The organism is Pararhizobium arenae, assembly GCF_001931685.1.
Classification (GTDB): Bacteria; Pseudomonadota; Alphaproteobacteria; order Rhizobiales; family Rhizobiaceae; genus Pararhizobium; species Pararhizobium arenae.
This window is the reverse complement of sequence record NZ_MOOY01000003.1, coordinates 208,930-229,044: the sequence shown is the minus strand read 5'-3', so window position 1 is coordinate 229,044 and position 20,115 is coordinate 208,930. Positions and strand designations below refer to the sequence as shown.

General features: G+C 61.5%; 22 protein-coding genes. 8 read left to right on the top strand and 14 right to left on the bottom strand.

All coding sequences use genetic code 11. The features are described 5' to 3' along the window. Positions 1-136 precede the first annotated feature (136 nt). Positions 137-979 (top strand): protein-disulfide reductase DsbD domain-containing protein, encoded by an 843-nt coding sequence (locus BLX89_RS07600; RefSeq protein ID WP_075290059.1) that lies wholly within the window; start codon positions 137-139, stop codon positions 977-979. Positions 980-1,052: 73 nt separating this feature from the next. Beyond that, positions 1,053-1,538, top strand: a complete 486-nt coding sequence (locus tag BLX89_RS07595; protein WP_075290058.1) for a peroxiredoxin — start codon at positions 1,053-1,055, stop codon at positions 1,536-1,538. Positions 1,539-1,754: 216 nt separating this feature from the next. Here the strand turns inward: BLX89_RS07595 and rnhA are convergent, their stop codons facing one another. From rnhA to coxB, 12 genes are all read right to left on the bottom strand, one after another. Further along, a complete protein-coding gene (rnhA, locus tag BLX89_RS07590) occupies positions 1,755-2,201 on the bottom strand; it encodes a ribonuclease HI (RefSeq protein ID WP_075290057.1) in 447 nt (148 codons plus the stop codon). Continuing rightward, the gene (locus BLX89_RS07585) at positions 2,198-3,175 is read right to left on the bottom strand and encodes a homoserine kinase (protein WP_075290056.1); all 978 of its coding nucleotides are present in this window, start codon (positions 3,173-3,175) and stop codon (positions 2,198-2,200) included. The genes rnhA and BLX89_RS07585 overlap by 4 nt, the downstream gene beginning before the upstream one ends. Before the next feature lie 308 nt (positions 3,176-3,483). Next, positions 3,484-4,491 carry a 4-hydroxy-3-methylbut-2-enyl diphosphate reductase gene (gene ispH / locus BLX89_RS07580; protein WP_075290055.1) on the bottom strand — a complete coding sequence of 336 codons (1,008 nt, stop codon included), beginning with the start codon at positions 4,489-4,491 and terminating at the stop codon, positions 3,484-3,486. Between the two features lie 4 nt (positions 4,492-4,495). Next, entirely contained in the window at positions 4,496-4,861 is a 366-nt protein-coding gene (locus BLX89_RS07575; protein WP_075290054.1) for a DUF1304 domain-containing protein, read from the bottom strand. A 325-nt stretch (positions 4,862-5,186) separates the two neighbouring features. Beyond that, positions 5,187-5,954 carry an SURF1 family protein gene (locus BLX89_RS07570; protein ID WP_075290053.1) on the bottom strand — a complete coding sequence of 256 codons (768 nt, stop codon included), beginning with the start codon at positions 5,952-5,954 and terminating at the stop codon, positions 5,187-5,189. Next, positions 5,923-6,306, bottom strand: coding sequence for a DUF983 domain-containing protein (locus tag BLX89_RS07565; protein WP_075290052.1), 384 nt, complete (start codon positions 6,304-6,306; stop codon positions 5,923-5,925). The genes BLX89_RS07570 and BLX89_RS07565 overlap by 32 nt, the downstream gene beginning before the upstream one ends. Positions 6,307-6,587: 281 nt before the next feature. Then, on the bottom strand, positions 6,588-7,463 hold the full coding sequence (locus BLX89_RS07560) for a cytochrome c oxidase subunit 3 (RefSeq protein WP_075290051.1): 876 nt from the start codon (positions 7,461-7,463) through the stop codon (positions 6,588-6,590). Between the two features lie 62 nt (positions 7,464-7,525). Continuing rightward, complete coding sequence (locus tag BLX89_RS07555; protein ID WP_075290050.1) at positions 7,526-8,131, bottom strand: cytochrome c oxidase assembly protein; 606 nt, start codon at positions 8,129-8,131, stop codon at positions 7,526-7,528. Positions 8,132-8,142: 11 nt separating this feature from the next. Further along, the gene (locus BLX89_RS24175; RefSeq protein WP_143523543.1) at positions 8,143-8,283 is read right to left on the bottom strand and encodes a hypothetical protein; all 141 of its coding nucleotides are present in this window, start codon (positions 8,281-8,283) and stop codon (positions 8,143-8,145) included. Then, complete coding sequence (locus tag BLX89_RS07550) at positions 8,283-9,239, bottom strand: heme o synthase (protein WP_075290049.1); 957 nt, start codon at positions 9,237-9,239, stop codon at positions 8,283-8,285. Before BLX89_RS07550 ends, BLX89_RS24175 begins: the two co-directional genes overlap by 1 nt. A gap of 205 nt (positions 9,240-9,444) precedes the next feature. Further along, on the bottom strand, positions 9,445-11,136 hold the full coding sequence (ctaD, locus tag BLX89_RS07545) for a cytochrome c oxidase subunit I (protein ID WP_075290048.1): 1,692 nt from the start codon (positions 11,134-11,136) through the stop codon (positions 9,445-9,447). A 22-nt stretch (positions 11,137-11,158) separates the two neighbouring features. Beyond that, positions 11,159-12,043, bottom strand: coding sequence for a cytochrome c oxidase subunit II (gene coxB / locus BLX89_RS07540; RefSeq protein ID WP_075290047.1), 885 nt, complete (start codon positions 12,041-12,043; stop codon positions 11,159-11,161). A 418-nt stretch (positions 12,044-12,461) separates the two neighbouring features. Here coxB and BLX89_RS07535 point away from each other — a divergent pair, with 418 nt between their 5' ends. Next, positions 12,462-12,986: an invasion associated locus B family protein gene (locus BLX89_RS07535; RefSeq protein ID WP_075290399.1), complete on the top strand. Its 525-nt coding sequence runs from the start codon at positions 12,462-12,464 to the stop codon at positions 12,984-12,986. Between the two features lie 170 nt (positions 12,987-13,156). Here the strand turns inward: BLX89_RS07535 and BLX89_RS07530 are convergent, their stop codons facing one another. Further along, positions 13,157-14,194 carry an aldo/keto reductase gene (locus BLX89_RS07530; protein ID WP_075290398.1) on the bottom strand — a complete coding sequence of 346 codons (1,038 nt, stop codon included), beginning with the start codon at positions 14,192-14,194 and terminating at the stop codon, positions 13,157-13,159. Positions 14,195-14,324: 130 nt separating this feature from the next. On the opposite strand from BLX89_RS07530, the gene BLX89_RS07525 reads away from it, so the two are divergent. The 4 genes from BLX89_RS07525 to BLX89_RS07510 all read left to right on the top strand — a co-directional run bounded on the left by BLX89_RS07525 (position 14,325) and on the right by BLX89_RS07510 (position 18,678). Next, positions 14,325-14,879 (top strand): TetR/AcrR family transcriptional regulator, encoded by a 555-nt coding sequence (locus BLX89_RS07525; protein ID WP_075290046.1) that lies wholly within the window; start codon positions 14,325-14,327, stop codon positions 14,877-14,879. An 86-nt stretch (positions 14,880-14,965) separates the two neighbouring features. Further along, on the top strand, positions 14,966-16,381 hold the full coding sequence (gene tldD / locus BLX89_RS07520) for a metalloprotease TldD (protein ID WP_075290045.1): 1,416 nt from the start codon (positions 14,966-14,968) through the stop codon (positions 16,379-16,381). A 204-nt stretch (positions 16,382-16,585) separates the two neighbouring features. Beyond that, positions 16,586-17,500, top strand: a complete 915-nt coding sequence (locus BLX89_RS07515; protein WP_075290044.1) for a hypothetical protein — start codon at positions 16,586-16,588, stop codon at positions 17,498-17,500. Positions 17,501-17,646: 146 nt separating this feature from the next. After that, positions 17,647-18,678: a polysaccharide deacetylase family protein gene (locus BLX89_RS07510; RefSeq protein ID WP_143523541.1), complete on the top strand. Its 1,032-nt coding sequence runs from the start codon at positions 17,647-17,649 to the stop codon at positions 18,676-18,678. Between the two features lie 195 nt (positions 18,679-18,873). Here BLX89_RS07510 and pdxH read toward each other — a convergent pair whose 3' ends face one another. Next, complete coding sequence (gene pdxH, locus BLX89_RS07505) at positions 18,874-19,638, bottom strand: pyridoxamine 5'-phosphate oxidase (RefSeq protein ID WP_083637397.1); 765 nt, start codon at positions 19,636-19,638, stop codon at positions 18,874-18,876. Here pdxH and BLX89_RS07500 point away from each other — a divergent pair. Then, complete coding sequence (locus tag BLX89_RS07500) at positions 19,628-20,074, top strand: RT0821/Lpp0805 family surface protein (RefSeq protein WP_075290041.1); 447 nt, start codon at positions 19,628-19,630, stop codon at positions 20,072-20,074. The two genes, pdxH and BLX89_RS07500, sit on opposite strands and share 11 nt — an antisense overlap. Positions 20,075-20,115 lie beyond the last annotated feature (41 nt).

Sequence of the window (20,115 nt, the reverse complement as noted above, 5' to 3'; positions counted from 1 at the left end):
AAAGTCAGACGTGTCGCCACTTACGGAATCTATCCTGCACGCCCTCTCAAGGCACCGCTCCATCACCGGAATATGATCTCCGGAGAAGACCGGGCGCCCTTTCATCCGCTTCACAAAACCGATAATCCTCACCGTCATGAAACGTCGTACTGCCCTACAGAATGTGACGCATTTCCTGGCGCTGGCAAGCCTTGCGGGATATTTTTTTGCTGAACACAGCCTTGCCGCCGGCAGCGCGTGGACTCAGGTGCAAGGCGGCGAGGTCAGGATCGTCGCGGCGAAGCCCGAACCGGACGGTCGCGTTCCCGCGATCCTGGAGATCAAGCTCGAGCCCGGCTGGAAGACCTATTGGCGAGAGCCAGGTGCGAGCGGCATTCCACCTGAAATCAGCATTGACCCCATGGGTGGCATTGATTTTTCAGGCATGCGCTTTCCTGCACCAAAAACCTTTGACGATGGCACGGTCCGCTACATCGGCTACGACACCACCGTCGCGCTGCCGCTCGACCTCAAGCGCAGCAGGCCGGGCGATCTTTTGTTGAAGGCCTCTGTTTTCCTGGGTATCTGCAAGGACATATGTATTCCCTTGCAGGCGGAGCTCACCGTTGCGCTGCCGGACGCGCTTGTCGAAAACCCGCTGGAGCGGGCGCGGATCGATGCGGCGGTCGATGCCCTTCCCACGGCGCCGGACGACACGTTCAGGATCGCCTCGGCCAGTTACGACCCGCAGGCAAAGCGCTTGCGTCTGAGCCTCGCCTTGCCGAAAGAGACAGCATCGCAGACCACGGAGCTTTTTATCGCAGGGCCACCCGGATACGGCTTCGGAAAGCCTGCATTGACACCCGCTTCGAACGGCATGATCGACGCCGAAGTTGCTGTGCGGGCACCGAAGGCCGGTGGCGCGCTGAAGAGCGGATCGGTGCTCGTCACCGTCAAGGCCGGCAAGCGCAGCATCGAAACCCCGCTTGCCTTTGACTGAGTCGAACTTATATTCCGCAAGACCCATCGGCCTTCCGGTGCCCGCCATTTTCCAATCCTATGAGGAGATACCCGTGACCATTTCCGTCGGAGACAAGTTGCCTGCCGTAACCTTCAAGGAGAAGACCGCGGATGGTCCGGTCGAAATCACCACCGAGCAGCTTTTTGGCGGCAAGAAGGTCGTGCTGTTTGCCGTTCCCGGCGCCTTTACGCCCACCTGCTCGCTGAACCACCTTCCCGGCTATCTCGAAAACCGCGATGCGATCCTCGCCCGCGGCGTCGATGACATCGCCGTCGTCGCCGTCAATGACATCCACGTGATGGGCGCGTGGGCGACCGCTTCCGGTGGCATGGGCAAGATCCACTTCCTCTCCGACTGGAACGCGGCCTTCACCAAGGCGCTGGGCCTCGACATCGACCTTTCCGCCGGCACGCTCGGCGTGCGCTCCAAGCGCTATTCGATGCTGGTCGAAGATGGCGTGGTAAAGTCGCTGAACATCGAGGAAAGCCCCGGCCAGGCGACCGTTTCCGCCGCCGCCGCCATGCTCGAGCAGCTCTGAAATATCGATTGATCGCCCGGCCCGCCGGGCGCGCTGACACTGCGAGTTAGCCGCTTGTCCCTTCTCCCCGCTTGCGGGGAGAAGGTGCCCGCAGGGCGGATGAGGGGCGAAAGCATCAGCGCTCTCAAGGATGAGAGTTTTGCCCCTCACCCTAGCCCTCTCCCCGCTTGCGGGGAGAGGGGACAACGGAGTACGAGGCTCATCTTCAAGCCACGCTCAGCCCCGCGTCTTCTTGAACGGCTCCATGCCCTTGCGAGCCAGTTCGTCCGCGCGCTCGTTTTCCGGGTGGCCGGCGTGGCCCTTGACCCAGTGCCAGGTAACCTTGTGGCGGCGGTTGGCTTCGTCCAGCGCCTGCCAGAGTTCTCCGTTCTTCACCGGCTTCTTGTCGGCGGTCTTCCAGCCGTTTTTCTTCCAGCCGTGAATCCACTTCGAGATGCCGTCCATGACATATTTGCTGTCGGTGTAGAGATCGATCTCACACGCTTCCTTCAGCGCCGACAATGACGATATCGCAGCGAGCAGTTCCATGCGGTTGTTGGTGGTCTCAGCCTCACCACCGCACATTTCCTTTTCCTTCTCGCCGTAACGCATCACCGCGCCCCAGCCGCCCGGTCCCGGATTGCCGGAGCAGGCGCCGTCCGTGAAAATATCGACGTGCTTCATGGTGCGCCCGCCCCATCAAGGCCGTAAGCGGCGGCTGACGTGACGGTGCGGTGGAACTGCAGCTTGCGCAGATATTCGATTGGGTCCTTTTTCACCACCAGCGCGCCGGGCGGGGTCATCAGCCAGTCGTAGAGGCGCGTCAGGAAGAAGCGCAACGCAGAGCCGCGGCAAAGCAGCGGCAGGGCTTCGACTTCGGCGGTCGATAGCGGCCGCACGGCGTTATAACCGGCCAGCAAGGCCGTGCCCTTGGTGATATTGAAGGCGCCATCCTTTTCGAAGCACCAGGCATTCAGGCAGACGGACACGTCATAGGCCAAGAAATCATTGCAGGCGAAATAGAAGTCGATCAGGCCGGAAAGCTCGTCGCCGAGGAAGAAGACGTTGTCGGGGAAGAGATCGGCATGGATGACGCCGGCCGGCAAGTCCCTCGGCCATGCGGCTTCGAGCGTATCGAGTTCGCTGGTGATTTCCTCGCGCAGGCCCGTCTGCACCTCATCGGCGCGGTCGCGCGAATTGTCCCAGAGCGGGCGCCAGCCGCTGACGGACAGGGCGTTTCGGCGAGTGATATCGAACCCTTCGCCGGCCACATGCATTTCGGCCAGTGCCCGGCCAACTTCGCGGCAATGCTTCGCCTCCGGCTTGCGCAGCCACATGCCCTCGAGGAAGGAGATGACGGCGGCGGGGCGACCTGACAGCTCGCCCAAGAGGGCGCCATCGGCGCGGGGCAAGGGCAACGGGCAGGACAGGCCGCGCTCGGCCAGATGATGCATCAGGCCGAGGAAGAACGGCAGGTCGTTCCGGTCCACGCGCTTTTCGTAAAGCGTCAGGATGTAGGCTCCGTTGGTCGTGTGCAGCAGGAAATTGGTGTTTTCCACGCCCTCGGCGATGCCCTTGTAGGAGGTGAGCTCGCCGACGTCATAGACGGACAGAAAGCGCTTCAGATCGTCTTCGGAGATGTCGGTATAAACGGCCATGGGTCAGCGGCTTTCGGGTGAGCGATGTCGAATCATATTCCTGTTTTCCCCTGCGGGAAGAATTGCAGAGGTAGTGTCCCCACAAACTTTGAGAGTGCCGCCTATACCCCCCTCTGCCCTGTCGGGCATCTCCCCCTCAAGGGGGGAGATCAGCAGGAGGCGGCCTCTCGGCTCAATCTCCCCCCTTGAGGGGGAGATGTCACGCAGTGACAGAGGGGGGTGATGCGGCAAACGCCGAAAGCGCATGGAGACGCAAGAGTTAGCCGCGCCAGGGAGCAAGCATGTTGCAGCGGTCAATCCTGCCATGCCTATTCGCCGTTGACCCAGGCCATGTCTTCCACGGTGAGCGGCACATGGCGCAGTTCGCGGTTGACGAGGAAATTTTCGGTTTCCTCGACCGTATCGGCGAGTTCGACCACGGCATCGTAACGCTCGCGGAAGGCTTCGATGATCTCGTTGACGATGACCTCCGGGGCCGATGCGCCGGCCGACAGGCCGACCGTCTCGATATCACCGAGCGTATCCCAGTCGATCTCCGAGGCTCGCTGGACGAGAACCGATTGCTTGGCCCCGGCCCTGAGCGCGACTTCGACAAGACGCTTGGAGTTGGACGAGTTCGGGGCGCCGACGATCAGGAAGAGATCGCAGCCGGGAGCGGCCTGCTTCACGGCTTCCTGCCGGTTGGTCGTGGCGTAGCAGATGGAATCCGCGGCGGGCGCCGTAAGGTTCGGGAAACGCTCGTGCAGGCGCTTGATGACGCCGGCGGTGTCATCCACCGAGAGCGTCGTCTGGGTGACGAAGCCGAGGTTGTCCGGATCGACGGGCACGTAGGCGTCGGCATCCTCGACGGTTTCGACCAGCGAGACCGCACCTTCCGGCAGCTGGCCCATGGTGCCGATCACTTCCGGGTGGCCGGCATGGCCGATCAGCACGACATGGCGGCCCATGCGCTGGTGGCGCATCGCCTGCTTGTGGACCTTGGAGACCAGCGGGCAGGTCGCATCGAGATAAAAGAGATTGCGGCTTTCGGCATCGGCGGGAACCGATTTCGGCACGCCATGGGCGGAGAACACCACCGGCTGCTTGCGATGCTCTTCCGGGATTTCGTCCAGTTCCTCGACGAAGATCGCGCCCTTGGCCTCGAGGCCTTCGACCACATAACGATTGTGCACGATCTCGTGGCGGACATAGACCGGGGCGCCGAATTCCTTCAGCGCCAGAACGACGATCTGGATCGCCCGATCGACGCCGGCGCAAAATCCGCGGGGGCCGCACAGGCGGATGGTGAGCGCTTTCTTTGCCGCGGAAGATGCCATGAAATCACATTGCCAGAAACGTCAGAACGAGGGCCACGATCGCCGGGGCACCCTGCACGATGAGGATGCGCCGGGAAACCGACCATGCGCCATATATAGCGGCAACGATCACGCACACAAGGAAGAAGAGCTTCAGCTGGAAGGCAAATTCAGGCACCGGCTGCAGCAGTGCCCAGATCAGCCCGGCGGCGAGGAAGCCGTTGTATAGCCCCTGATTGGCGGCAAGCACCTTCGTTGCCTCGGCCTGTTCCTCGCTCATGCGGAAGACGCTGCGGCCGGTCGGGCCGCTCCACAGGATCATTTCGAGACCGAGAAAACCGATATGCAGGAGTGCCGTCAGGGCGACGAACAGATTGGCAAGCGTAGCCATCAAATTTCCCCCTTCACGATAGACGGCGCCGCCAGGCAGCCCCGGACCTAGACCGTGTCGCGCCAAAATTGCGCGGCGGTGTTTCAACAATGAATGCGTAAAATCTGGTTTTTAAACTACCAAACGCTCTGCGACCACATTACACCGCGCGGCATTCGGCATACCCCTTTGCCCCTCACCCTAGCCCTCTCCCCGCACGCGGTGAGAGGGGACGATGGAGTTTGCCGCTTGTCCCTTCTCCCCGCCTGCGGGGAGAAGGTGGCCGACAGGCCGGATGAGGGGCCGACATCGACCGCACATAATTTGCAAGCGTCATCTACCGTGCCTACGACTTACGGCGGCGCTTAATCATGAAGGCGATACTGATGGCGACCAACGCGGCGGCCAATCCATACCATGTCACCGCATATTGCAGATGGTTGTTCGGCAGATCGAACTGGGTGACACCGCCGATTGGCCAACCGCCGGGATTGGCCGTCGCATCTGCATCCATGAAGAACGGCAGGACTTTTGCCGGGTCAAGCCCGACGCTCGTTGCCATTGCGTGATGATCCTTCCAGTAAAAGATGTTCTTGGCAACATCATTATCTGGAACAACCCAGGAAGGTTTTTCTAAAAGTTCGGCCCGGGCAAGGCCGCGCACGGTCTGCTCGCCGGTCAACTGGCCTTCTTTCCGGGTTTCCGGCTCCTTGTTGTCGAAGAGCACGAAGCCGCGGTTGACCAGCAGCAAGCGGCCATCGGCAAGCTGGAGAGGGGTATAGACGTAATAGCCGGTGCGCCCCGCGTAGGTCGCGAAGAAATGGCGTTCCTTGTTGTTGGCATAGACGCCGGTCGCGGTCATGGCGCGATAATCGACATCCTCGCCGGCCTTCACCATGCGATCGATCTCGGCGACATCCAGAGGAGGCGCCACGCGGCGCTCGGCGATGGCTGCGAGCAGGCCCTCTTTCCAGGCGAGACGCTCCATCTGCCAGGTGCCGAGCGAGAGCAGGATTGCAAGCGCGACAAGAACTGTGACGGCGGAGGCAATAGTGCGGCCCCTGCCCTTCTTCTCGATATTGTCAGCCACGATCGATTTCACCCTGCCGCGCATTGTTGCGGTATTGCAGATTGACGAGCAGCCCCTTCAGCATGCGCATCAGAACGAGGCTCAAACCGCAGGCGAGCGGTATCCAGAGCAGGAAATGCAGCCAGAGCGGCGGGTTGATGTTGACCTCCATCCAGAGCGCCGCACCGACGACGAGGAAGCCGACAATCAGGATGACGAAGACGACGGGCCCATCACCGGCATCGATAAAGCTGTAGTCCAGCCCGCAGGCGGCGCAGGACGGTTTCAGCTTGATGAAGCCATCGAACAGCTTGCCCTGACCGCAGCGCGGGCAATGGCCGGAAAGGCCAGACTTCACCGGATCCACCGGGGGGAAATGTGCGCTGTCCTCGTTCATCGTTCTGTCCGTTTCGTTTCGTGGTGCGAAGGCGAGCCAAGCCCTCGATCGTCCGCTCTCCCCGCCTGCGGGGAGAGGGCTAGGGTGAGGGGCAAAGTGTCATCCTTGAGACTGCCCCGTGGCCCTTGCCCCTCATCCGCCCTGTCGGGCACCTTCTCCCCACAGGCGGGGAGAAGGGATATGCCGCACGTCCTTAGCCCATTCCCTCGTGACACGCGATCCCTCAACGACAAAGGGCGGATGCCGAAGCACCCGCCCTTTCGATATCATGGCCTCTGCGATCAGTGGGCGATCGGGGCGCCCCAGCTTCCCCAGATGTAGATCGAGAAGAACAGGAACAGCCAGACGACGTCAACGAAGTGCCAGTACCAGGCGGCGGCTTCGAAGCCGAAGTGCTGCTTGGGGGTAAAATCACCTCGCAGCGCGCGGATCAGGCAGACGAGCAGGAAGATCGTGCCGACCAGGACGTGGAAACCGTGGAAGCCGGTGGCCATGAAGAAGGTGGCGCCGTAGATCGAATCCTTGAAGGCGAACGGCGCGTGGGCGTATTCGTAGGCCTGAACGAAGGAGAACAGGACGCCGAGCACCACCGTCAGCGTCAGGCCGTTGATCAGGCCCTTGCGGTCGTTGTGCAGGAGGGCGTGGTGCGCCCAGGTGACGCAGGTGCCGGAGAGCAGCAGGATCACCGTGTTGTAGAGCGGCAGATGCCACGGATCGAGAACCTCGATACCCTGCGGCGGCCAGACCCCGCCGGTATGCTCGACACGCGCAGCCTGGATGGCTTCGCCCGGAAAGAGGCTGGCATCGAAAAAGGCCCAGAACCAGGCGACGAAGAACATCACTTCCGACGCGATGAACATGATCATGCCGTAGCGCAGATGCAGGGCGACGACGCGGGTGTGGTGGCCCTCATGCGCTTCCTTCACCGTATCCGCCCACCAGGCGTACATGGTGTAGAGCACGATCGCCAGACCGATGAACATGATCCACGGATTGGCCATTTCCAGGCCAAACAGCTTCAGCGAGCCGCCGGAGAGATAGCGCATGTAGGCGATGCCGCCGAACGCCATGACGAAAGCCCCGATGGATGCCAGAAGCGGCCATGGGCTGGGGTCGATGATGTGATAGTCGTGGTTCTTCTGATGCGCATCGGCCATGTGATAATCCCCGAAAGTCTTTCTCTCTCCACGTCCCCGGCTTAGCCGGAAACACATATATTTCAAAGCTTTTTGTCAGCGTCCGCTGGCGTCGTCGTGACCGCGGCAACCGGCTTGGACGGCTCGCGGGCATAGAAGGTGTAGGACAGCGTCAATGTCTTGAGACCCTTGGTCTCAACCGCATTGGCAATCTCGGGATCGACGAAGAAGACGACCGGCATGGTCATTTCCTCGCCGGGCTGCAGCGTCGTCTCCGTAAAGCAGAAACACTGGACCTTGTTGAAATAGGCGCCCGCCTGCATCGGTGTGACGTTGAACACCGCCTGCCCCGTCGTCGGCTTCGACGACAGGTTCTTTGCAGTGAACTCCACCTGCAGGGTCTCGCCGATCTTGGGATTGACGGAGCGCTGCACCGGCTTGAAATCCCAGGGAAGATCGGAGGCGGTGTTGCTGTCGAAGGTCACCTCGATCGTCTTGTCGAGGATCACCTCCGACGCCTGTTCCACGCGCTTGGTGGTGCCGTTGTAGCCGGTGACCTTGCAGAACATCTCATAGAGCGGCACGGCGGCATAGGCCATGCCGGTCATGCCCGCGACGAAGGCGAGGCAGGACACGACAATGATGCCGTTTGCCCTCTCCTTGCCCTTATGGCTTGATGCGTTGCTCATGGCGACCTCGATCAGTTGACCATGCCGTTGCCGACCTTAATCAGCGTCACGACATAGAAGAGGGCCACGAGACAGAAAAGCACGACAGCGAGCGCGATGTTGCGGCCGCGGCGGGATTTTTTCTGCGCGTCATTGAGCTTCATGAGTTCCATCAGAGGGCACCTCCGGCAGTCAGCCACAGGGTCGTGACGAGGTGGTCGGCCATCAGCGCCGAGAAGATCACGAACAGGTAGACGATCGAATAGGCAAACAGCTTCTTGGCGGGCACCATCTTCTCGTCGCCATCGGGCATACGCAGCACGAGAAGCGAATACCAGATGAAGCCGAGGCCGAGGGCGGCGGCAAAGGCGCCGTAAACGAGGCTGGCGAAGCCGAGCACGGTCGGCACGACACCAATCACGGCGGTCAGCACGGCGTAGATGACGATCTGCTTCTTGGTGGTCGCCTCGCCGCAGACATTCGGCATCATCGGCACGTTGACGGCGCCGTATTCACGCATCTTGAACAGGGCCAAGGCCCAGAAATGGGCAGGCGTCCAGAGGAAGGTGATGAGGAAAAGCACGATGCTTTCGATCGAGACGCCGCCGGTGACGCAGGCCCAGCCGATCATGGGCGGGAAAGCGCCGGCCGCGCCACCGATCACGATGTTCTGCGGGGTCGAGCGCTTGAGCCACATCGTATAGATGACGGCATAGAAGAAGATGGTGAAGGCGAGCAGGCCGGCCGACAGCCAGTTGACGACAACCCCGAGGATGCAGACGGAGAAGGCCGAGAGCGTCAGGCCGAAGGCGAGCGCCTCCTGCGGCAGGATCTTGCCGGCGGGGATCGGGCGCTTGGCGGTGCGGCTCATGACGGCGTCGATATCGGCGTCGTACCACATGTTCAGGGCGCCGGAGGCTCCGGCGCCCACGGCGATACAGAGGATCGCGATGAAGCCGATGACGGGGTGGATGTGTCCCGGCGCCAGCACCATGCCGGCGAGCGCCGTAAAGACCACCAGCGACATTACCCGCGGCTTCAGGAGCTCAAAGAAATCGCGCGCAGAGGCTTCCGACAGGCGCGGTACGCCATTGGCTCCGATTGCTTCGTGATTGTCGACGAGTGCCATGTCGTTTCCGTACTCTTAATTTCGAGGCGCTTCGTTTCAACGCCTCTGCTCCGTCATCCTCGGGCTTGTCCCGAGGATCTGCTTCACCCCTGCAGTTATACCGCAGATCCTCGGGACAAGCCCGAGGATGACGGCGCGGCATATTGCCCGCGCCCCACGAGGTTAAATCAGGCCGCCTTCATCGGCGGCCTGAGCCATCAGCATATTACTTGATGCGCGGCAGCTGTTCCCACTGGTGGAACGGCGGCGGCGACGTCAGCTGCCATTCCAGCGTGGTCGCACCCTCGCCCCACGGATTGTCGCCGGCGATGCGCTTCTTGGCGAAGGCTTCGAAGACGCCGTAGAGGAAGATGAGAACCGCGACAGCCGAGATGTAGGAACCGATCGAGGACACGAAGTTCCAGCCGGCAAAGGCATCCGGATAGTCGATGTAGCGGCGCGGCATGCCGGCGAGGCCGAGGAAGTGCTGCGGGAAGAACACCAGGTTGACGCCGATGAACATGACCCAGAAGTGCAGCTTGCCGATGAACTCGGAGTACATGTAGCCGCTCATCTTCGGGAACCAGTAGTACCAGGCCGCGAAGATCGCGAAGACGGCGCCGAGCGACAGAACGTAGTGGAAGTGAGCAACCACGTAGTAGGTGTCATGAAGGGCGCGGTCGAGGCCGGCGTTGGCGAGCTGGACGCCCGTGACGCCGCCGACGGTGAACAGGAAGATGAAGCCGATCGCCCAGACCATCGGGGTGGTGAAGCGAATGGAGCCGCCCCACATCGTTGCGATCCACGAGAAGATCTTCACGCCTGTCGGAACAGCGATAACCATCGTCGCGAAGACGAAGTAGCGCTGCGTGTCGAGCGACATGCCGACCGTGTACATGTGGTGCGCCCACACGATGAAGCCGACGGCGCCGATCGCGACCATGGCGTAGGCCATGCCGAGGTAGCCGAAGATCGGCTTGCGCGAGAAGGTGGAAACGATGTGGCTGACGATGCCGAAGCCGGGCAGGATCAGGATGTACACTTCCGGGTGACCGAAGAACCAGAACAGGTGCTGGAACAGGATCGGATCGCCGCCGCCTTCCGGCGCGAAGAACGACGTGCCGAAGTTACGGTCGGTCAGAAGCATGGTGATCGCACCCGCCAGAACCGGCAGCGAGAGCAGAAGCAGGAAGGCGGTGATCAGCACCGACCAAGCAAAGAGCGGCATCTTGTGCAGCGTCATGCCCGGAGCGCGCATGTTGAGGATGGTGGTGATGAAGTTGATCGCGCCGAGGATCGACGAGGCACCTGCGATGTGCAGGCCAAGGATCGCGAAATCCATGGCCGGCCCGGGCATGCCCGACGTCGAGAATGGCGGATAGATCGTCCAGCCGCCGCCTGCGCCGTAAGCACCTGCCGGGCCTTCGACGAACATCGAAAGCAGAACCAGCAGGAAGGCCGGGACGATCAGCCAGAAGGAGATGTTGTTCATGCGCGGGAACGCCATGTCCGGCGCGCCGATCATGATCGGGACCATCCAGTTGGCGAAGCCGCCGATCAGCGCCGGCATGACCATGAAGAAGATCATGATGAGCGCGTGCGCGGTCGTGAAGACGTTGAACATATGCTTGCCGCCATCGATGGCAGCATCGCCCTCGAAGCCGTAAACCATCTGGGCCAGACCGTGGAAGATCTGGATGCCCGGTTCCTGCAGCTCGGCGCGCATGAAGACCGACAGCGTACCGCCGATGATGCCGGCGATGATCGCGAAGATCAGGTAGAGCGTGCCGATGTCCTTGTGGTTGGTCGACAGAAACCAGCGCTGAAAGAAGGTCAGCGGCTTGTGGGCGTGGTCGTCGTGATGATCATGATCTGCATGATCATGATGATGATCGTGATGCGCGGATGTTCCGGCCATGGGTCTCGAGCTCCCCGTTAAATTACTGTGCGGCGTTTTCAGCGACGTCTACGGTCTTGGCCGCGCCGTCGATGGAAGCCATGAGTGCCTTGTTCGCATCACCAATGTTGGTGGCGGCGGCAGCGAGCCAGGTATTGTACTTGTCTTCGCTGACCACACGGATGGCAATCGGCATATAGGCATGATCCTTGCCGCAGAGCTCGGAACACTGGCCGTAGTAGAGACCTTCGCGCTCTGCCCTGAACCAGGTTTCGTTGAGGCGACCCGGAACGGCGTCGATCTTCACGCCGAAAGCCGGCATGGCGAAAGCGTGAATGACGTCTGCGGCGGTCACGAGAACGCGAACCGTCTTGCCGACGGGAACGACGACTTCGTTATCAACGGCGAGAAGACGCGGATATTCGGTCTTGTCTTCCTTGCCGAGGGCGGCACGGTCTTCTTCCTTCATCATCAGGCTGTCGAAGGAAAGCGGGCTTTCGCCGACTTCATATTCGTAGGACCAGTACCACTGGTTGCCCGTTGCCTTCAGGGTGAGATCAGGATTTTCCGGCGGGGTGAGCTGCGCCGTCAAAAGCTGGAACGAGGGAATTGCCAGGAAGAGGAGAATAACCACCGGGCCAAGCGTCCAGACGATTTCGATCGCCGTGTTGTGGCTGGTCTTGGACGGAACCGGATTGGCGCTTTCGCGGAACTTCACGACCACGACGATCAGAAGAGCGAGGACGAAAAGCGTGATCGGTATGATGAACCAGAGCGTATAATGCTCGAACCACGTAATTTCTTCCATGATACCGGTGGCGGCAGGTTGGAAATTCGTTTGCCATGCAACCGGCTTGTCAGCCAAGGCGTTGGTGGCAAACAGCAGACAGGCAGTGGTTGCCAGAGCTGCAAAAGCCTTGTTTTTCACAATATGTCTCCCCTGGGCGTTTGATCTCGATCAAACAGAAACGCAGAATCCTGCGATACTGAAGCGCTTCAAACCACAGTTTGACCAACGCCGCAACATCTGTCCATTCACCTCCATGCGGCATTTTTGCGCAAAAGCTTGCTTTTCGCACAAGGACTTGCCGGCATGGCGTTCCGGCCACAGCGCAGCCTTGTCGGCAACCTCCCCAAAGCCATGCGCCAGACCCGATATTTGGTTCTATACCATAGAATAAAGTGAGCAGCAGCTTCGTGACGGCGCCAGAGTGTGGAAAGACACGCGAACACAGCATCTTCCGCCGCTTTTCTGCCGCACGGCTGGTGAATGTGGGGGCAAGGGCTTTTCATTTGCGCGGACGCGCTTCAAGAATAGCCCGGATGATTCGTACTTCGAGGTTTACATGGGCCTGTCCCTCCTTTCGCGGCTAGCAGCCATCGGACTTGCCGCAACCGTCCTGCCCCTTTCGGCATTCGCCCAGGCCCAGCAGCCAAACACCCCCGGCACGGTAAAATCCAACCACGGCGCCTGGTCGATCGTCTGCGACCAGCCGGCGGGCGCTTCGGCCGAACAATGCGCGCTGATGCAGAACGTGATCGCCGAGGACCGTCCGGAAGTGGGCTTGTCGGTCGTTGTGCTGAAGACCGCCGACCGCAAGGCGAAGATCCTGCGCGTGCTGGCGCCGCTCGGCGTTCTGCTGCCGAACGGCCTTGGCCTCAATGTCGATGGCAAGGATATCGGCCGCGCCTATTTCGTGCGCTGCTTCAATGACGGCTGTTATGCCGAGGTCGTGCTGGAAGACGAACTCCTGAAGACCTTCCGCTCGGGCGCTACGGCGACCTTCATCGTCTTCCAGTCGCCGGAGGAAGGCATCGGTATTCCGGTCGACCTCAAGGGGTTCGGCGAAGGATATGACGCGCTGCCTTGATGGCAGCACCTTCTAGTCCCCTCGCCCCGCTTGCGGGGAGAGTGTTAGGGTGAGGGGCGAACTCTCATCCTCCGAGAATGCCGATATTGAGCCCGTCATCCGGCCTGTCGGCCACCTTCTCCCCGCAAGCAGGGAGAAGGGACAAGCGGCAAGCTCTCGCTACCCTTCAATTACTTCACCGCAGCAACCGGCCAATCCATCACATCCGCCTTGCCGCCCGCCAGACGACCACGGCTGCCGGAGACGACATCATATGGGAAGCCGAGCGGAATAGCGCTGGCAGCATCGAGGCGTGCGATTTGTTCATCCGTCAGGCGGACATCGAGCGCGGCGAGATTATCATCCAGTTGCGCCGTGGTGCGTGGGCCGATGATCGGCAGGGTCGTGCCCTTGGCCAGCACCCAGGCGATGGCGATCTGGCCGGCCGGTACGCCGGTTTCTTCGGATATCGCCAGAACCGCATCCACCGTCGCCGTCTTGCGGGCATCGCTTTCGCCGTGAATGACGACGCCGAGGCCTTGCGCCCTGCCCGTCTCGCCCTTGCGATACTTGCCCGTCAGCAAACCGCCACCGAGCGGCGACCAGCTGACCGTGCCGAGACCGAAGGCATCGGCCATGGGGATCAGCTCGCGCTCGACGGTCCGCTCCACGAGGCTGTATTCGATCTGCAGCGCCGAGATCGGCGACCAGCCGCGCAGGTCGGCAAGCGTGGCGGCGGTGGCGACCCGCCAGGCGGGGAAATCCGAGAGACCGGCATAAAGGATCTTGCCGGAGCGAGCGAGATCGTCGAGGCCACGGGCGATTTCGTCGATCGGGGTGACATCGTCAGGCATATGCACCCAGAGCAGGTCGATGCGGTCAGTGTTCAGACGCTTGAGACTGGCTTCGACCGACTGGATCATCGCCTTGCGGCTGTTGCCGGTGCGCTGCAGGCCGCTGGTAGGAGCATCGCCCAGCGAGAACTTGGTGGCGAGCACGATGTCATCGCGGTCACTGGCGATGAACTCGCCGGTCAGCGTTTCCGACTGGCCGAACTGGTACTGGTCGGCCGTATCGATGAAATTGCCACCGGCGGCGCGGTAGCCGTCGAAAATCTGCTTCGCGGTTTCGCGGTCAGCGCCGTAGCCCCAGCCTGTGCCGAAATTGCCGGTGCCCAGCGCCAGCGAGGAAACGCGAAGGCCAGTGCGGCCGAAAACTTTGTAACGCATGCTCATGTGCTTCATCCTTCAATCTGGGCCGCAGCCTTGAGTTCAAATTTAAATGACGATCGTCATGTATTGTGTTTAAATTACGATCGTCATATATTTTGTCAAGAGGCATTTTTTGAAGGAGACGATTATGCGTCCGAGCAAGGAACAGGCGAAGGAAAACCGGCAGCGCATTCTCGATACGGCGGCAAAGCTGTTTCGGGAGAACGGCATCCATGCGGTCGGCGTCGATGCCGTGATGAAAGGCGCGGGGCTTACCCATGGCGGCTTCTACGGCCACTTCAAATCCAAGAGCGATCTGGCCGAGCAGGCACTTTCCCACGCCATGCAGGACATGCTGAAGACCGACGCGCTGAACGGTTCGCTGGCAGACTTTGCGAAATCCTACCTCTCCCCCCAGCATCGTGAAGCAGCGGGAGCTGGCTGCACGGTCGCCGCTCTAGGGCCGGAACTGGCACGCCTGCCCGATGCAGAGCGCGGCCCGGTAACCGAGCATATCAAGGTTCTCATCGCCCATATGGAAAAATGGCAGACGGAGGATGACGGCGAGCTTGACCGCCCGCGCGCAGTCGCCGATGTCGCGAGTTTTGTCGGGGCGCTGGTGCTGTCGCGGGCCGTCAACGACCCTACCCTTTCAGACGAAATTCTGGAGAGCGTGCGCGAGCGTGTGACCGGAAAGCCTTGACGCAGGTTTCGCACTTGCCGCGCTGCTTGCCCTTGAAGGGGCGAGCCTCTACATAACCTGCAACACCAGATGCAGGAGCAAGCCCCATGAACACCGATCTCATCAAACTGTTCGACAGCGACGAGGCGGCGGTGCGCAAGGTGCTGGCCGATACGCTCCATGGCGCGGATGACGGCGAGCTTTTCATCGAGCACATTCAGTCGGAGGCGCTGTCCTTCGACAATGGCCGCCTGAAGGGCGGCAGCTTCAACACCGATCAGGGTTTTGGCCTGCGCGCCGTTGCCGGCGAAGCGGTGGGTTACGCCCATGCCGGCGATCTTTCCGTTGCCGCCCTGAAGCGCGCGGCCGATGCCGTCGGCGCCGTCACCCGGGGCTATTCCGGCTCTTACGCCGCAGCACCGCAGCGCACCAACGTCAAGCTTTACGGCGACGAAAACCCGATCGGCGAGCCGACCTTTGAAGCCAAGGTGGCACTGCTCACCGAGATCGACGCCTATCTGCGCGCCAAGGACCCCAAGGTGCGGCAGGTGAGCGCATCCATCGCCGCGTCCTGGCAGGTTGTCGATATCCTGCGTGCCGATGGCGAGCGCATGCACGACATCCGCCCGATGACGCGGCTTAATATCTCCGTGATCGTCGGTGACGGCGACCGGCAGGAATCCGGCTCCTACGGTGTCGGTGGCCGTCGCGGCTTCGGCGATTTCGTTTTGACGGAAAGCTGGCAGCGTGGCGCGGACGAGGCCTTGCGGCAGGCGCTCGTCAATCTCGAAGCGATCGAGGCTCCGGCCGGCACGATGGACGTGGTGCTCTCCTCCGGTTGGCCGGGCGTGATGCTGCATGAAGCCGTCGGCCACGGGCTGGAAGGCGACTTCAATCGCAAGAAGACCTCCGCTTTCGCCGGGCTTCTGGGCGAGCAGGTCGCCGCCAAGGGCGTGACTGTCGTCGATGACGGCACGATCGAATCCCGCCGCGGCTCGCTCACCATCGACGATGAAGGCACGCCGTCCGCCTATAACGTGCTGATCGATGACGGCAAGCTCGTCGGCTATATGCAAGACCGGCAGAATGCCCGGCTGATGGGCATGAAGCCGACCGGCAACGGCCGACGTGAAGGCTACGCCCATGTGCCGATGCCGCGCATGACCAACACCTATATGCTCTCCGGCGACAAGACCCCGGAAGAAATCATCTCCTCCGTGAAGAAGGGCATCTATGCCGTCTCCTTCGGCGGCGGACAGGTGGATATCACCTCGGGCAAATTCGTCTTCGGCTGCACCGAGGCCTATCTCATCGAAAACGGCAAGGTCGGCGCACCGGTCAAGGGCGCGATGCTGATCGGCAACGGGCCGGATGCGATGAAGCGCATCACCATGATCGGCAACGACAGCAGGCTCGACAACGGCATGGGCAATTGCGGCAAGGCCGGCCAGTGCGTGCCGGTCGGCGTCGGCCAGCCGCATCTGCGCATGAACGGCATGACGGTCGGTGGCACCAAGGCATAATCACGCATTAATTCTTTGTCGTTTCGGCACTTAGCGCCGGAACCAAAGCTCTCCTGCAAAGTTGAATGGCAGATCCCGAGTGCATCGGGACGCTATTGAACCACGAAAGGAGAGACATCATGGGACGTGGAATTCTGCTTTGGCTGCTGGGGGTTCCGATCCCCATTATCATCCTTCTCGCTCTCTTCTTCCGATAGGTGATTGATGGCGATACCTGTTTCATCGACTGCGGTTCTTCCGGAAGAATCGTCCCGCTCGGCTGTCAGCTGGGGGGCGATTTTTGCAGGCGCGGTTGCCGCCACCGCGCTGACTTCGGTGCTGATTTTGGTCGGCTCCGGTCTAGGCCTCACCATGATTTCTCCCTGGTCCAGTGAAGGTGTCACCGCGACGACATTCGCGGTCTCGACGGCAGTCTGGCTTGTGCTGGTACAATGGCTGTCTTCGGCTTTCGGCGGCTACATCACGGGCCGTCTGCGCACGAAGTGGGTTGGTGTCCACACGGACGAAGTGTTCTTCCGCGATACGGCGCACGGCCTGCTGGCCTGGGCGGTGGCGACGCTGCTTGTCGCAGGCGCTCTCGGCTCTGCCGTTTCCTCCACGATCTCGACGATCGGCTCCGGCGTACAGACCGCGACGCTGGCTGCCGGTGCCACGGCCGCAACCGCTGCCGCTTCCGGCGACGAGGGTGGCAACACCGCTGGGTCGGGAAATGCGCTGACCGGCTACTTCGTCGATTCGCTTCTGCGCCCCGCTGATCCGCGGACGCCGGCGAACGCCGCTTCTACCGGCGACGCAACGGCTGAAGTCTCGCGTATTCTAGTGAACAGCGCTGCCAACGGCGAAATGTCGGAAGGCGACAAGACCTATCTTGGTCAGCTCGTCGCCGCCCGCACCGGTCTTTCGGAGGCCGACGCCACCGCCCGTGTCGACAGCGTTCTTCAGAGCATCGAAGACGCGAAGGTCAAGGCGCAGGAAGCCGCCGATACCGCCCGCAAGACCAGCGCGACCATCGCTCTGATCGGGGCAGTATCGCTTCTCATCGGTGCCTTCGTTGCCGGTGTCGCCGCAGCCATTGCCGGCCGCCAGCGGGACGATGAATCGCTGTATATGACGCGATAAACAAAACGGCGAACAACACAGAAGGCGGGTCGTGACGAACGGCCCGCCTTTTTCCTTTTCGATTCAACTTGGCTTAACACGAAACCCTTATCCTGCCGGCCTTTGAAGCGGCGCCATGACGGCACGCAGAGATAAGGCCGGGCTCCATGCTCAAACGGTTCGTGAAAAGCACATTGATCACCGGCGGACTTGAAACCGCACGCATCGTGAAAATGGCCGGGCTCATGAAAGGCGCGCGCGGACGCGGCGCGATCTTCACCCTGCATCATGTGCGCCCGAAACAGCCTCGCACCTTCGATCCGAACGCGCATCTGGAAGTGACGCCGCAGTTTCTTGACACGGCAATTTCGACCCTGATGGGCGAGGGCTACCGTTTCGTCGCGCTGGACGACCTGCCGGCGGCTCTCACGTCCAGCGATCCCGCCCCGGTCGCTGTCTTCACGTTGGACGATGGCTACCGCAACAATCTCGAACATGCCGCGCCGGTGTTTACCCGCCATGGCGTGCCCTTCACGGTTTTCGCGACGAAGGGCTTTGTCGAGCGGACGCACAGCCTCTGGTGGGAAACGCTGGCCGATCTTCTGGAACCCCGGGACAGGATCGACTTCGATTTCGGCAACGGCCTTGAAACGCTGCTCATCGAGACCGGCGCAAAGAAGCAGGCGGCTTTCGACCGTTTCGCCGATTTCGTCAATGGACGCGACGAGGCCGAAGCCGTCGCCGCCGTCGATACGGCTGCCCGCGCCGCAGGCATCGATCCGCTGGCGATCACGGAAAAGCTGACGCTGGATGCGGATGGGCTCAAGCAGCTCGTTGCCAATCCGCTCGCGACCCTTGGCGTCCACACCGTCAGCCACCGCATGCTCGCTCGGCTCTCCGACGACACGGCACGGGCTGAGCTCGCCGGCTCGATTGCGTCGATCGAAGACATCACCGGCCGCCGCCCGAAGACGCTTGCCTACCCTTACGGATTCGCTTGGGCGGTGTCTGCGCGGGATCGCCTGCTGGCGCGCGAACTCGGGCTGACGGTTGCGGTCACCACCCAGCCGGGCACACTTTCGGCTGAGCAGGAGCGCACCGCCCTGCCCCGTATTTCGCTGAACGGCCATTTCCAGAAAGCGGCCTATGTCGGCGCACTGGCATCGGGTATTCCGTTCAAGATGATGCGGACGGGGTGAACGGCTGGCAACCCGCGTGCCGTGCGATAACCCCCTCTGTCACTTCGTGACATCTCCCCCCTCAAGGGGGGAGATCGTTCTTTTCCCTTGCAGCCTTCGCGAAAAAGCGAGAGGTACCCTCAGCCGATCTCCCCCCTTGAGGGGGAGATGCCCGACAGGGCAGAGGGGGGTGATGCGGCAAACTCAGCTTTGCGGTTACGGATACATCCGTACCTTATCCCAAGTCCCCTCCGGATCGGCGCGGCGAAACTCGATGCGGTCGTGCAGGCGAAACGCGCCGTCCTTCCAGAATTCGATCGAGGTCGGGCGGATGCGGAAGCCGGACCAGTGGCCGGGGCGCGGGATTTCGCCGATCGCGTAGCGCGCGGTATATTCGGCCACCGCCTTTTCCAGCGCAAAGCGGCTTTCGAGCGGTCGCGACTGTTTCGATGCCCAGGCGCCGATGCGGCTGCCACGGGGCCGTGTCTTGTAATATTCGTCGGCTTCCTCGTCCGTCACGATCTCGACCGGGCCACGGATGCGAACCTGCCGCCGCAGCGATTTCCAGTGAAAACACATGGCCGCCTTCATGCTGCCCAGAATTTCGCGGCCTTTCTGGCTCTCGAAATTCGTGTAGAAGACGAATCCCCTGGCATCGAAATCCTTGAGCAACACCATCCGTACGTTCGGCAATCCATTCTCGTCCACCGTCGCCAGCGCTACCCCGTTGGGATCATTGATCTCGCTGGCTGTCGCCTCCTTCAGCCAGTTTCCGAAAAGCGTAAACGGCTCGTTTTCGGCGGTGAAGTCACCAGTTGTTAACCCAGTCTCGCTCATATTGTCTTCCAATGCCGTGATTTGTGGTGCGGAGAGAACCCCGGATGTCCGCCCGCCAGTGAATATGTCAGAGTCGCCGCGATCAGGTCCGCCCACCGTTCGCTTCGGCTCTCCCGAGTTCGACAGGTAGGCCGTGCAAGACATAGCAAACAGCATCAGTGACACCAAGGCTTTATCCCGGCGGAGCGGGATTGCCCTGGTATGCGCTGCGGGGATTTTCTTGACCGGCTGCATGGGTGCCGGCCTTGATCTTACGTCAAACGACGTCGATCGAAGCGTTTCCACCGGTTCGGTTCCGCTGAAGAACAATGAAAGCTTTTCCGACGCGGTGACCGTGCAGAATGCGGTTTCTTCCGCCGATGTCAGCCGCGCCGACCTCGGCCCCATTCCGTGGGCGAATTCCAATTCCGGCAGTGCCGGCGTGATCAGCAGCATCAACGAGGAACAGGTCAACGGCGTCACGTGCCGCCGCTTCACGACCACGCGCCATTCCTATCAAGGCATCGCCAAGTTCGATGGCAACACGTGCCTGATGCAAAACGGCGAATGGACGCTGACCAGCTTCGGGCCGCGCAGCTGAGCCACAGCCCGCCCCCTCACACGCTGACTGCGTGTTAACCA

Excerpts from the sequence above, each read along its gene's own strand:
- BLX89_RS07585 (WP_075290056.1), bottom strand. The coding sequence starts at position 3,175 with ATGGCCGTTTATACCGACATCTCCGAAGACGATCTGAAGCGCTTTCTG.
- BLX89_RS07600 (WP_075290059.1), top strand. The coding sequence starts at position 137 with ATGAAACGTCGTACTGCCCTACAGAATGTGACGCATTTCCTGGCGCTG.
- BLX89_RS07525 (WP_075290046.1), top strand. The coding sequence starts at position 14,325 with ATGCGTCCGAGCAAGGAACAGGCGAAGGAAAACCGGCAGCGCATTCTC.
- ispH (WP_075290055.1), bottom strand. The coding sequence starts at position 4,491 with ATGGCATCTTCCGCGGCAAAGAAAGCGCTCACCATCCGCCTGTGCGGC.
- BLX89_RS07570 (WP_075290053.1), bottom strand. The coding sequence starts at position 5,954 with ATGCGCGGCAGGGTGAAATCGATCGTGGCTGACAATATCGAGAAGAAG.
- BLX89_RS24175 (WP_143523543.1), bottom strand. The coding sequence starts at position 8,283 with ATGGAACTCATGAAGCTCAATGACGCGCAGAAAAAATCCCGCCGCGGC.
- BLX89_RS07530 (WP_075290398.1), bottom strand. The coding sequence starts at position 14,194 with ATGCGTTACAAAGTTTTCGGCCGCACTGGCCTTCGCGTTTCCTCGCTG.
- BLX89_RS07515 (WP_075290044.1), top strand. The coding sequence starts at position 16,586 with ATGGCGATACCTGTTTCATCGACTGCGGTTCTTCCGGAAGAATCGTCC.
- BLX89_RS07565 (WP_075290052.1), bottom strand. The coding sequence starts at position 6,306 with ATGAACGAGGACAGCGCACATTTCCCCCCGGTGGATCCGGTGAAGTCT.
- BLX89_RS07575 (WP_075290054.1), bottom strand. The coding sequence starts at position 4,861 with ATGGCTACGCTTGCCAATCTGTTCGTCGCCCTGACGGCACTCCTGCAT.
- BLX89_RS07560 (WP_075290051.1), bottom strand. The coding sequence starts at position 7,463 with ATGGCCGATGCGCATCAGAAGAACCACGACTATCACATCATCGACCCC.
- tldD (WP_075290045.1), top strand. The coding sequence starts at position 14,966 with ATGAACACCGATCTCATCAAACTGTTCGACAGCGACGAGGCGGCGGTG.
- BLX89_RS07510 (WP_143523541.1), top strand. The coding sequence starts at position 17,647 with ATGCTCAAACGGTTCGTGAAAAGCACATTGATCACCGGCGGACTTGAA.
- rnhA (WP_075290057.1), bottom strand. The coding sequence starts at position 2,201 with ATGAAGCACGTCGATATTTTCACGGACGGCGCCTGCTCCGGCAATCCG.
- BLX89_RS07535 (WP_075290399.1), top strand. The coding sequence starts at position 12,462 with ATGGGCCTGTCCCTCCTTTCGCGGCTAGCAGCCATCGGACTTGCCGCA.
- pdxH (WP_083637397.1), bottom strand. The coding sequence starts at position 19,638 with ATGTCTTGCACGGCCTACCTGTCGAACTCGGGAGAGCCGAAGCGAACG.
- BLX89_RS07550 (WP_075290049.1), bottom strand. The coding sequence starts at position 9,239 with ATGGCACTCGTCGACAATCACGAAGCAATCGGAGCCAATGGCGTACCG.
- BLX89_RS07555 (WP_075290050.1), bottom strand. The coding sequence starts at position 8,131 with ATGAGCAACGCATCAAGCCATAAGGGCAAGGAGAGGGCAAACGGCATC.
- ctaD (WP_075290048.1), bottom strand. The coding sequence starts at position 11,136 with ATGGCCGGAACATCCGCGCATCACGATCATCATCATGATCATGCAGAT.